The organism is Paenibacillus sp. BT-177 (genome assembly GCF_025846815.2).
Classification (GTDB): Bacteria; Bacillota; Bacilli; order Paenibacillales; family Paenibacillaceae; genus Paenibacillus; species Paenibacillus polymyxa_C.
In genome coordinates, this window is the sequence record NZ_JAOYTP010000009.1 from 66,969 (window position 1) to 79,179 (window position 12,211).

The window sequence follows — 12,211 nt, forward strand, 5'->3', positions numbered from 1 at the left end:
CAATTACATTATGAACGTTTCCCATCTAGGTTTCCCCTTATGCAGAAGATCATGGAAATGAGAAGAAGCACCAATGGTACTGCCGCGCATATGATCATTCCAAAATACCCCGTTACTGTATCAAAGTTATCTATTTGAATAAAATTTTGAGGATAGATGCTGACGGCAAATATGATAATTAACGGAAGATAAAAAATGTATCCGTTCCACTTTTGGGTGAGCTGGCTGATCCCGGCTACAAGATAGAAATAATAATTTGAGGCGGTCATGAAAATTTTGATTGTCCACAAAATGATAAAAAATATTTCAAACCGTTCCAGGAACGAACCGGGGAATTCAATTTGCTGCGCAAAAGAAACGACCGGCCATTGCAATCGGGAAACTTCTTCTACCGACATACAGCCAACGACCATCGTTACCATCATGACATACAAAGCCATTGCAATCGAGTAGCCGATCCCCCCCGCTTTCCATGCTTTTTGTGGATTGACCATAAAATTAGTTAATATGAGCATGGATTCAAAACCCAGCGTCGAAAAAGGTACAACTTTAAGAGATTTGAGGATCGGCCCCCACCCTTGATGGAAAACAGGGCGCAAATTATCAATGTCAAAATGATTGATATTGAGAATGATCAGCAATAAATAAACAATAAAGGTTAAGGGAAAGAAAAGCTCGACCAAGCGAACCATCGCATGAAGACCGCCCGAGGTCAAATAACCAATAAGCAGAAGAAACGGCAAGAGAATCATGCTTACCGGAGTTCTCTCCAATGCAAGGGCTTTGAGGAATTCTGCCATCATTCTGGATACAAGAGAGCAGATCATCACGCAATATACCATGAACGCAATATTGATGAAAAGGCTGATAAATTTACCTGCGATCACAGAATTGAGCTCATAGAACGTTTTCCCTGGAAATCGCCGACACAATTTCACGTTGATAAAAACGACGCCGACACCAAACAGACTTGCCAGCAAAAGCCCCTGCCACACGTCAGGCGTTTGCGCCTGTTGCGTGACGGTTCGTGGTAAACTGACAATTCCCACAGCGTACACGGTCGAAGTTACTGTTAATAGAGCTTGTATAGTAGAAATTTCATCCTGTTTCATGGAAGGTATGTTGGGCATTACGCTCCCTCTCCTTTTGTATAAGCACCTGTTCGTTCAATCTGTACTTCAACCCGAACGTCGATCGGTATTTCACTGAATGTATCCTGCCAATTGTCTTTTACACGATCCCAGTAGGTGGGATAGTTCACTTTTACCTTTGAACCGAAGCCGGCTACGTCTGCTTTCATTTCTTTCTGGAGCTTGCTTAATGATTGGAGCACGATCTTTTTGATTTCATCTTGCACCGTTTCTTTAGCGGTTCGGATGAACGGTTCCTTCAAGAACTCCGAAGAAATAACCGAGTTTTCGTTTAGTTTGACAGCTGTTTTGATACGAACCGTGAATGAGAGAGCCTCCCCTTTGACGTGAGGGATAAGTTTGCTATGGGTATCCTCAACTTCATCCTGATAACACTTCTATCACACACGCCTCAAGATCTGTTCCTTCTTTCGCATTGATCGTAAAAGCCGCCTGCTGTACCAATTCTTCCTTCAGTTGTTCCAGATTAACCTGAGAGCGGCCTTCACGGATTCCCATTTGTCCCACATCCATTTTTTTGGAGACGACATCAGGAAGATGATCCAGGATCTTTTTTAGATGATCTAATTTCGCCTCGATTAATCTTGCCATAACGATGACGGTCCCCCTTCAAAAAACTTAAATCATGATATACATGTAATATGTGTAAAATAGTGATAAATATTCATGGGGAAGAACAGGGGTCTATCGTGTCCGGCGATGAAGGAGTGGATACTAGAACCAGAGGGACTCTCTTTGAGTATCAGTAAGCAAAAAAACGAACACCAGATGGTGTCCGTTGTTGGTCATACATATGGAGGCGAGGGTACTCTCGTCGAGCGATTCCGTGAAGCTAATCCCTTTTAGTTGCTCATTAAATTCCCGAATTGTTCTGTCGTTCCGTTTGGTTCAACAGTAGGATTTCTGTTTAATGCAATTGGCAAACATTTTGATTTTTGGCGAGTAACACAATCACAAAAGATGCATCCTTTTCAACCTTGCCGTTCAACATAGGAGTATATCCTGTACTAGTTTCACTCATGGTGTACTTGATCAAAAAATGGCAGAATAGTCCATTTCTCACGATTATTATTTTTACCACTGTGACAACAGTTGCTGAACTATGCGCTGTTTGGCTGGGCTGGGTTACTTATAGCATTGGCTGGAATTATTTATGGACTTTCATTTCTTACGGTATTGCATTTGTACTAGTTTACTTATATATACTGGTTTTGAAATGGGCAGAGAAATAAACGAATCTCCAAGCCAAGCGATAGCACAATAGAAGCAGTGACAGCCTAGTCTTTCGACTTGCGGGTCACTGCTTTTTTGAGTGGGAGTCAAATAAATGGAATTTGATACTCGACCTATTAGATGATCATACCGTTCAGTTTATAGAAAAATATGCCATCTCCTTGGCGTATTTTTTCGTTAGAATGTTGGTGGAACCCCTTGACAAACATTAGCTGGTTTTCTCGTCCTTGGTTGCCGCTGTTTCAATTTCTAGGCCCAGTATAATACTTTATTTTTTGCTGACAGTTATATTATTAACATCAGTTCTCTTTTTGCTTTGCATAATATTCGTTGATCAGATCCAGGAACACCTTGGGAAACGCCAAGGTGGACATATCTGCCTCGCTGATCCAGCGGTACCCCGCCGGCAGCGCATTATGTGCGTGCTCCACCTGCTCAGCCAGCGCAATCAACGCACCTGGCTTCGCCGCGGCGCTGTAGCTGGCCCGCTGCTCGGCAGCCAGCGGCTGTTCGCCCGCCTCCCCGTCAGGGACGGCGACCTCTTCACACTGGAACACACGCAGGTTCCAGTGAATGTGGCTGAACGTGTGCTCTGCCTCACGTACAAACCTCACCGGGCGCGCATGCACGCCCTCTGCCAACAAATGAGCTGCCAGGTGATCCATGGCTGGCTCATCTGGCACCGGACCGTTGTAGCCCTCCGGTCCGGCAAGCTCGTGCGGCAGCTCCCACATGCGGGCCAACAGGCCCTTGGCCGGGCGCTGGCGCACAAGCAGGCGGCCTGCGTTGGCACCGCTACCCTCGATAAGGGCGACGGAGCGAGGCTCCAGCCGCGGCGGCTTCGCTTTTGTTTTGACTGGCAGCGTCTCCTCGCGGCCTGCCAGCCTGCCCGAGCAATGCTCCATGACCGGACAGGTCAGACAATGAGGCGACTTTGGCGTGCAGACCAGCGCCCCCAGCTCCATCAGCGCCTGATTAAAATCGGAGGCTCTTCCTTCGGGAATCAGCTCCCTGACCAGACTTTCCATATGCGCCCGCGTGCTGCCCTTCATGATATCCTCTTCAATGAGAAAATAACGCGACAGCACACGCATCACATTCCCGTCTACAGCAGGCTCTGGCCGATTAAAGGCAATGCTCATAATCGCCCCCGTCGTATACGGGCCTACTCCTTTCAGTGCAGCAACAGCCTGCGTATCATCTGGCACCTGCCCACCGTGAAGCTCAACAACCTGTTTCGCCGCCGTTTGCAAATTCCGGGCCCGCGAATAATACCCCAGCCCTTCCCACAGCTTGAGCACATCCTCCTCGGGCGCTTCCGCCAGCGCTTCAATCGTCGGAAAACGTGCAATAAAGCGATTAAAATACGGAATGACCGTATCGACACGTGTCTGCTGAAGCATAATTTCCGAAATCCAGATATAAAAAGGATTGCGATGGCGGCGCCACGGCAAATCGCGTTTGTTACGTGTATACCAATTCAACAGTTCAAAGCTGAAGTAACGCTTTTGTTCCAATGTATTTGTAGTCATCACATCACGTCTCCTTATATTCGACAATCACAAAAGCAGAGGCAATGTTAGGCTGATGTGTAATACTCAAGTGAATGCTGTAATTCGAGTCACCCGTATTCGGTAATCTCAGTCGATCCCACGCAGACGAAGACAAATAAACTACGGGCTTCCCCCCAGATTCAGGTAAAATGTCCATATCGCTGAACCCGATGATTTGCCCAATTCCACAACCGAAGGCTTTCGTTATCGCTTCCTTGGCAGCAAAACGCCCTGCTACAAACTCCGTTAGCCTTCCCTTGCGTTCCACTGCAAGCTCGCGTTCTGCCGGGGTCAACACCCGATTCAAAAATGCATCTGCATATTTACCTGCCAAAATATGAGCCATACGGCTTATTTCCAGCACATCATGTCCAATTCCGTAGATCATTTGGGTATTCCCCGCCCTTTTTTTACTTTACTGGATCTATTGTAACAGTGCGTCCACACCCTGGCGAGTCGCAAAGGCGTAAAAGCGTCACCAAAATATGTTAAAATGAGAGAGGCAATCAGTGAATGCTTTAAATTCGCGGATATGCCAGTTTAAAAACTCCCTGTAGAAAGGAAGGATAGGATGTCAGAAACGATTGTGGTTGAAGCTGGTACTGATGCAGGAACAGATGCGGTGATCCGGGCCTCATGGTTTCCCGCTAAACATACGGCCAAGAGCCTGCTCATCATCGCTCATGGCTACAAAGGATTTAAGGATTGGGGTATGTTCCCCTTTATTGCAGAAGCATTGAGTATGGATAACCACGTAGTAACCTTCAATTTTTCACATAATGGCATAGGTGAGGATCTGGAAAATTTTACTGAGCTGGAAAAGTTCGCACGCAACACTTATAGCCGCGAACAAGAGGATTTGGAACTATTGCTGTCCGATCTGAGAGCACGCCATGAATTCAGAGAATTGCCGTTGTTTCTGTTAGGACATAGCCGAGGTGCGGGAAGCTGCTTTGTATATGCACTAGATCATCCCGGCGAGATTGCTGGCGTCATTTCATGGAACGGCGTAACCAATCTTGATCTGTTTACCTTACCGCAAAAAGAAGAAATGCGCGCCAAGGGACGCAGCTATGTGCAGAACGCCAGAACCGGACAACAGCTTCCGCTGGATGCTGTCATTCTGGACGACCTAGAGCACAATCGCGAGCGTTTTGCCATTGTAGACAGGCTTGCCAATAGCCAGCTGCCAGCTGTGCTTATCCAGGGAACCGAAGACTCCAAACGTCTACGGGAAGGCTCTGCCCAGCTCACCTCCGTTCGTCCCGACATCGAGTGGGTACAAATTCAAGGTGGCAATCATACCTTTAACACCGTTCATCCATTCCAGGGAGGCAGTCTTCAACTGGATCAGGCAATTACCGAAACCCGCCGCTTCATTGACCGGATCACTAATTAGGCAGTAGCCCCCTCAATACAAACGGCGATCCGCCGGGCGGATCGCCGCATTTATTTAGCTTAGCATTTTACAATTCCAAAATGATTAATGCTTACACTCCCGGAATGCTTGTCCGCTTATGTGCTGTACGTGTAAAATAGCTTTCCAGCTTTTCGCGGGCCGCCGGGTCAATTTCCTTGCCTTCCAGGTAGTCGCTGTTTGCTTCGTAGGAGATCCCCAGTTCCTTTTCATCCGTCTGGCCTTCCCACAATCCTGCTGTAGGCGCTTTGTCTAAGATAGCCTGCGGAACTCCAAGATAACTGGCTAGCAAACGCACCTGACGTTTGTTGAGCGTGCTGAGCGGTGTAATATCGACCGCACCATCGCCCCATTTGGTATAAAAGCCTGTAATGGCTTCTGAAGCGTGATCTGTACCCACGACGAGTAGGTTCAGTTCATTCGCAAGTGCGTACTGAACCACCATACGTGTTCTTGCCTTTACATTTCCTCTCACTTGCGGAGTAATGGAACGTTCCAGATCCATACTCTTTAATGCATGCTCCACTTCCACGGCAACCTTGTCCACGGCTTCCTTAATGTTCGTTTCCCCGGCATATTTCAGGTTGAACGCTTTGGCCACCGCGTAGCTGTGCTCGATATCTTCCTGTTGACCATATGGCTGGAATACACCCAGTGTTTTGTATTCTTGCCCTTGCTCCTGCGTCAACTCATCTGTAGCCTGCTTGCACAAGGCGGCTGCTACGGCACTGTCAATCCCGCCACTGATGGCGATCAACAGCCCTTTGCTTCCTGTTTTTGTTACGTACGACTTGAGGAAATCCACACGCTTGCGGACCTCCGCCTCTACGTTGATCGTAGGCTGTACTCCCAATTCAGCAATAATCTGTTCCTGCAAACTCATCAGATAAGCACCTCTTTTTTAGGAATTTCCTTCACAAGCCAACACGCAAAAGCCCCGGCAAATTTCGCAGGCGAAAAATGCGGGGCATAGCTTGAGCAGTTTACCGGCAAAAACGGTCAAATGCACTGGTCAAATCAGCAGCAATCTGATCTGCCGAACGATCTTCGATCTGATGACGCTCGATAAAGTGAACCAGTTCGCCGTCTTTCAGCAGCGCGATCGAAGGGGAAGATGGCGGATACGGCGCGAAAAATTCGCGAGCCTTCGCCGTTGCTTCCTTATCCTGTCCTGCAAAAACCGTATACAGATGATCCGGCGTAATATCATGCTTCAGCGCTTCAGCTATACCCGGGCGGCATTGGCCTGCGGCACAACCGCATACCGAGTTCACAACCACCAGCACTGTACCTTTAGCATCAGGCAGCTTAGCCTCCACATCTTCAGAAGTACGCAGTTCCTGAATCCCAAGATTCGTCAGTTCATCGCGCATAGGCTGAACTGAATCTCTCATATATTGATCGAAAGACATAGACATATTCTTTCACTCCTTTTCACTAAATCATATATACTACGTTTCTAATTTCATCCTTTGCCGTAGTAAAGACATGGACATCTAAAGCCCATTATACAATCTTTTTCACGTAATTTGCAAAAAATCCGGTTACATCTTTGCACAATTATTTCTGTATCGAATTTATGACAGGAGGCTCAGAATGCTCCCGATAAGTCGGAATGGTTCTGCGCAAACGGACTTTAAACTGTGTGCCCATTCCCTCCACCGAATCTACGGCAATCGTACCGTGATGACGCTCCACTATACTTTGACATAAGGCCAGCCCCAAACCTGTACCTTTCGTTTTGGTTGTGTAAAAAGGCTGGAACAGCTTTTCAAGCTGTTTTGGCGGAATTCCCGGACCTGTATCCCTCACTTCCAGTTCGACAAAATCCCCTTCTTCATGAGTAGAAATGGTCAGCACACCCTTTTCCCCCATAGCTTCCATCGCATTACGCGATAAGTTAAGCAGCAACTGCTTGATTTCCTTAGGATTCAGATGCAGCATCGTTACATGATCCTCCAGTTTTAACTCAATCGTCTGTCCCCTCAGGTTCGCATCTGCCCACAAAAGAGGTGTTAGTTCACGAATAATATCATGCAGATGACACTGCTCCTTCTCGACAATCCGATTCTGGGCCAGGGAAAGAAAATCATTAATAATCCCGTTCGCCCGATCCAGCTCCTCCATCACGATGCGGTAATAATGACTTAGAGAATCAGGGCTCTTCTCGCGCATAAGCTGTAAAAACCCGCGCACAACCGCCATCGGATTACGTATTTCATGAGTAATGCCCGCTGCCATCTGTCCGACGAGACTGAGCCTCTCGAAATTGCCCAACTCACTGCGCAGCGTCTCCAGCTCTGTGATGTCCTGCAAGGCGATAATGACACCTGTCGTCTGATTGATATGTTTATCTCGAATAGGAAGGAAACTGGAGAAGAATACTTTAGGAGATACATTTATAAAATCAGCGCCTGCTTCTCCTTCCAATGCTTTCGCAACTCGTTCGTTGACTACAGGCGAAGCGCTAAAAACGTACAACGAGTTTAAAGGACGGCCTACGACCTCAGGCAACGTAATATAGGGATCGAAGTCCCGGTAGAGCTCCAGCATCGTTTTGTTCATATGTATAACTCGTTCTTCGCTGTCCAAAGTAACAAGAGATAACGGCATCAAATCCATGACTTGACGCAGCTTATCCACTTCGATTAAATATTTGCTCGTAAACTCAGTTACATCTCGCCGCAACGTCAGTTTCTCAAAGGAATTATGCATCAGACTTACGACCGTAAAACTTGCCAACACACCTACAGCAACATTCCAAAACGTTGTAAGCAGATCAGGAATGTATACTGAAATGTTCTGTTTGCCCCACAATAGCGGTAATAATGCCTTAAGCAGCATATCAGCCACAACATATGTGAAAATTACGAGCTTTTTGTCCAACAATGTTCCTCTTTGAAAAAACTTGACATGCAGTAGCATAAAAGGAAAAAGGATAAAAGCAGTGCCCACATACATTGGGGACATTTCTATCGACTGCGCTATAATTAGAACACCCGTCAATGCAGAAGCAGCGAGAACAAAGGAAGTGCGACGTGTACCATACATTACGCCTACAGCAAGGGGAATAATACCGAGATTGGAAGGTAGGCCATATGGAGGCTGGTATTGAAAGAGCGAACATAGCAATATAGCTGGCAAGCAACACAGATAAAGTATTCCTTGATGAGGTCCGGGAAGCAGATTGCCTGCCCAAACCTTTTTCTTGTCCCCATAATCCGTTAATATAGAGAAAAAACCCGCCGATATAACGGCGAGGAGAACTTGGAGCACACTTTCCTTCAACGCAATTAACAAGGACTTCTCCCCCTCATCATCTTTCCTTGACGCCGTTAGTTGAATTAAAGCACAGGCTACAATATATTACAATATATGTGTTAAAATCCCGGTGTAGAACGACAAATTCTGCTAAATACCGGATATATATTAGAGGATCGTTTTTACGGTTTTTATACTCCTGTAAAATAAGAGATATACGCAGCTACTGTGCTCAAAGTCTATCTAAAGAGACGGTATTACGATATGATGGAAAATCTGTTACGCTATTCTGAATTTTTTTGAAAATTTGTCGACGAAAAGGAAGAGGTCTATGACTTACGACGTTATTGTGATCGGAGGCGGCTCAGCCGGCTTAATGGCAGCGGCTGCTGCCAGTGGCGAGGGCGCCAAGGTGCTTTTAGTGGAAAAGGGAAATAAACTTGGACGAAAGCTGGGGATCTCCGGCGGAGGTCGCTGCAATGTCACCAATGCAAAAGAGCTGGATGAACTTATTCGCCACATTCCCGGGAATGGTCGTTTTCTGCACAGTGCCCTGGCTGCTTTCGGCAATCGGGATATCATCGCCTTCTTTGAACAACTAGGTATAGCCTTAAAGGAAGAAGACAACGGGCGTATGTTTCCAGTAACGGACAAAGCCAAAACGGTCGTCGATGCTTTGATTAATAAGGTACGCTCTCAAGGAGTCGAGATTCGGACAAGCTGCCCTGTTCAAGAGGTGATTTACAAAGAAGGTCATACAGCTGGTGTGCGGCTGCGTTCCGGTGAAATGCTGCGTAGCCGTAACGTCATTGTCGCTGTCGGTGGCAAGTCCGTCCCGCACACAGGCTCGGAAGGTGACGGCTATGCATGGGCAGAGCAAGCTGGGCATACCATTACGGAACTATATCCAACAGAGGTCCCGCTAACGTCAGGCGAGACATTTATCCAGACAAAAGAGCTTCAGGGGCTCTCCTTACGAAACATCAGCCTGACCGTATGGAATGCGAAACAAAAGAAGGTTGTCGTTCATGAAGGAGATATGATTTTCACGCATTTTGGTTTGTCTGGTCCAACCGCTTTGCGTTGCAGTCAGTTTGTCGTCAAGGGAATGAAAAAGGATAAGGTAAACACAGTATTGTTAACTCTCGATTTACAGCCTCACAAACATGCTGATGAAGTCTACCGTGAGACGCTGGAACTGGCATCGGTCGATGCTAAAAAGGCGATCAAAAACGTGCTTAAACCTTATTTACCGGAACGCATGATTCCGTTGTTGCTTCAGCAAGCTGAACTGCGTGAGGATTTGACCTATGATCATATTCCCAAGCAGCAATGGCAAGAACTCGCCCATCGAATCAAGGCGTTTCCCATTCGTGTGAATGGGACGCTCTCCCTGAAGGAAGCATTTGTTACCGGGGGTGGTGTGAATTTGAAGGAAATTAATCCGAAAACGATGGAGTCCAAGCTGATGCCTGGCTTGTTTTTTTGCGGTGAGATTCTGGATATTCACGGCTACACTGGAGGTTATAATATTACAGCGGCGTTTACGACAGGGCATACAGCAGGAACGCAAGCGGCTTTAAACGAGATGTAGGAGTGGGAGGCACTACGCGTAGGCTTTGATCTTACGATCGCTGGCCCTTCTCCAGATTCAAATCCTCCGCTTTGCTACAAACCGCCATTACAACCGCAATTTTTAAGAAAAATAGGAATTTAAAAGACTTAAATCAGTTGTATTGCTGATTTAAGTCTTTTTTTTGAGTAATCGCGTATTGAACAAACTCCATCTTGTTTTAACGTTTACCGCTATTCCTAAACCTCAATAATGATAGGTAAAATCATAGGTCTTCTCTTGGTTTGGCTGTAAATAAACTGACCCACATTATCCTTTAACATCTGCTTAATCAAGCCCCACTGACTCATTTCGATTTCTGTTAACTCGTTCACTGTGGCCATAATCGTGTCGCGAATCTGATTCATCAGCTCTTCGGAATCCTTAACAAATACAAAGCCTCTTGATATGACTTCTGGCGTTGCAAGCATTTGCTTCTCGTTTTTGCTCAAAGTCATCACAATAATCAGCATTCCGTCTGAGGCAAGTTTTTTACGGTCCCGCAGTACAATATTGCCCACATCACCAGTTACCAGCCCGTCTACCAGGCTATTGCCGGATGGTACTTTGGGACCCAGGGATGCCCTTCCCTCTGCGATTTGAATTGTCTCACCGTTTTGGACAATAAATACGTTTTCCATAGGAATACCGACTGATTCTGCTAGCTGACGATGCTGATGCAGCATTCTGAATTCACCATGTATAGGAATTAAATACTGGGGTTTCATCAGGGTCATCATTAATTTTAACTCTTCTTGGCTGCCATGACCGGATACGTGCATCCCCGTGGCGTTGCCTGATCCATAAATAACGTTAGCGCCCAGTACGTACAGGTTATCGATGACTTGAGAAAGATTTCGCTCATTTCCCGGTATCGCTCCCGCAGCAATGATGACGGTATCCCCAGGCAATATTTCGATTTTGGGATGCAGGGAATTAGCTAAACGGGACAATGCAGCCATCGGTTCACCCTGACTTCCTGTACATAAAACTGCAATTTTTTCTGCAGGATACCGCTCCGTTTCTCCAGCCTCAATCAACAAATCCTCGGGCATGTGCAAGAAGCCCAACTCTTTAGCCACCGTTACCACATTTACCATGCTGCGTCCGAGTAAGACCAGTTTGCGGCCTGTTTCCACAGCAGCGTCAATGACCTGCTGGACACGGTTCACATTGGAAGCGAACGTGGAGATAAATACCTGCTGCTTGGCTCGAGCGAATGCATCCAGAATGTGCCCGCCAACCAAGCGTTCTGAAGGCGTAAATCCTGGTCTTTCCGCATTCGTACTTTCGGAGAGAAGCACCTTAACCCCTTTCTTTCCGATTTCAGCCATGCGATGAAGATCCGGAAAAGGTCCGCTGACAGGAGACATATCAAATTTGAAATCCCCGGTATGGACCACATTTCCTTCCGGTGTCTGAAAAAAGACGCCCAAGCAATCTGGGATACTGTGGACAGTAGTGAAAAAGGATGTCTGAATCTTCCCCACATCAATGGTAGAATCCGCATCTATAAGATGAAGCTCGGCATCACGTAAAAGATTATGTTCCTTTAGCTTAATCTTAATTAATTCGATGGTGAGCTTTGTCCCGAATACCGGAATGTTGATCTGCTTCAGTAAATAAGGAATGCCCCCGATGTGATCCTCATGTCCATGGGTTACAATGAGCGCTCTAACTTTATCCTGATTCTCCAGCAGATAGGTGACATCCGGTACAATGAGGTCAATACCAGGCAAATTTTCATTGGGAAACTTGGAGCCACAATCAATGACGACAATATCCTGATCGTATTGGATGAAATACATATTTTTTCCAATTTCATTAACACCGCCTAGAGCAGCAATGAGTAATCTGTTATCAGCAAGCATCAGTTTATTTCCTCCTTAGGAAAATGCTATCCATATTATTTATTTTCCGCGTAAACTTATGCACCATATTGGGAAAGAAATGAGTAGCCTTCCTAAATAAGAGGACTTGTTTC

General features: G+C 46.4%; 10 protein-coding genes and 1 pseudogene. 2 read left to right on the plus strand and 9 right to left on the minus strand.

The features are described 5' to 3' along the window. Positions 1-8: 8 nt before the first annotated feature. From OIU26_RS21175 to acpS, 5 genes and pseudogenes are all read right to left on the minus strand, one after another. Positions 9-1,112, minus strand: coding sequence for a spore germination protein (locus OIU26_RS21175; RefSeq protein ID WP_264217923.1), 1,104 nt, complete (start codon positions 1,110-1,112; stop codon positions 9-11). A 17-nt stretch (positions 1,113-1,129) separates the two neighbouring features. Continuing rightward, a pseudogene (locus OIU26_RS21180) lies at positions 1,130-1,498 on the minus strand (Ger(x)C family spore germination C-terminal domain-containing protein); the annotation flags it as partial. Between the two features lie 13 nt (positions 1,499-1,511). Further along, positions 1,512-1,742, minus strand: a complete 231-nt coding sequence (locus OIU26_RS21185) for a hypothetical protein (RefSeq protein WP_264217924.1) — start codon at positions 1,740-1,742, stop codon at positions 1,512-1,514. Between the two features lie 941 nt (positions 1,743-2,683). Next, the gene (mutY, locus tag OIU26_RS21190; RefSeq protein ID WP_264217980.1) at positions 2,684-3,916 is read right to left on the minus strand and encodes an A/G-specific adenine glycosylase; all 1,233 of its coding nucleotides are present in this window, start codon (positions 3,914-3,916) and stop codon (positions 2,684-2,686) included. A gap of 4 nt (positions 3,917-3,920) precedes the next feature. After that, positions 3,921-4,325, minus strand: a complete 405-nt coding sequence (acpS, locus tag OIU26_RS21195; protein ID WP_264217925.1) for a holo-ACP synthase — start codon at positions 4,323-4,325, stop codon at positions 3,921-3,923. Between the two features lie 183 nt (positions 4,326-4,508). On the opposite strand from acpS, the gene OIU26_RS21200 reads away from it, so the two are divergent. Then, positions 4,509-5,336, plus strand: a complete 828-nt coding sequence (locus OIU26_RS21200; protein ID WP_264217926.1) for a serine aminopeptidase domain-containing protein — start codon at positions 4,509-4,511, stop codon at positions 5,334-5,336. A gap of 91 nt (positions 5,337-5,427) precedes the next feature. Here the strand turns inward: OIU26_RS21200 and nadE are convergent, their stop codons facing one another. The 3 genes from nadE to OIU26_RS21215 all read right to left on the minus strand — a co-directional run bounded on the left by nadE (position 5,428) and on the right by OIU26_RS21215 (position 8,654). After that, positions 5,428-6,237, minus strand: a complete 810-nt coding sequence (nadE, locus tag OIU26_RS21205; RefSeq protein ID WP_264217927.1) for an ammonia-dependent NAD(+) synthetase — start codon at positions 6,235-6,237, stop codon at positions 5,428-5,430. Between the two features lie 100 nt (positions 6,238-6,337). After that, positions 6,338-6,772: a BrxA/BrxB family bacilliredoxin gene (locus OIU26_RS21210; protein WP_013369388.1), complete on the minus strand. Its 435-nt coding sequence runs from the start codon at positions 6,770-6,772 to the stop codon at positions 6,338-6,340. A gap of 142 nt (positions 6,773-6,914) precedes the next feature. Further along, positions 6,915-8,654 carry an ATP-binding protein gene (locus OIU26_RS21215; protein WP_264217928.1) on the minus strand — a complete coding sequence of 580 codons (1,740 nt, stop codon included), beginning with the start codon at positions 8,652-8,654 and terminating at the stop codon, positions 6,915-6,917. Positions 8,655-8,946: 292 nt separating this feature from the next. On the opposite strand from OIU26_RS21215, the gene OIU26_RS21220 reads away from it, so the two are divergent. After that, positions 8,947-10,209 carry an NAD(P)/FAD-dependent oxidoreductase gene (locus OIU26_RS21220; protein WP_013369386.1) on the plus strand — a complete coding sequence of 421 codons (1,263 nt, stop codon included), beginning with the start codon at positions 8,947-8,949 and terminating at the stop codon, positions 10,207-10,209. Between the two features lie 218 nt (positions 10,210-10,427). Here the strand turns inward: OIU26_RS21220 and OIU26_RS21225 are convergent, their stop codons facing one another. After that, positions 10,428-12,098 carry a ribonuclease J gene (locus OIU26_RS21225; protein WP_264217929.1) on the minus strand — a complete coding sequence of 557 codons (1,671 nt, stop codon included), beginning with the start codon at positions 12,096-12,098 and terminating at the stop codon, positions 10,428-10,430. Positions 12,099-12,211 lie beyond the last annotated feature (113 nt).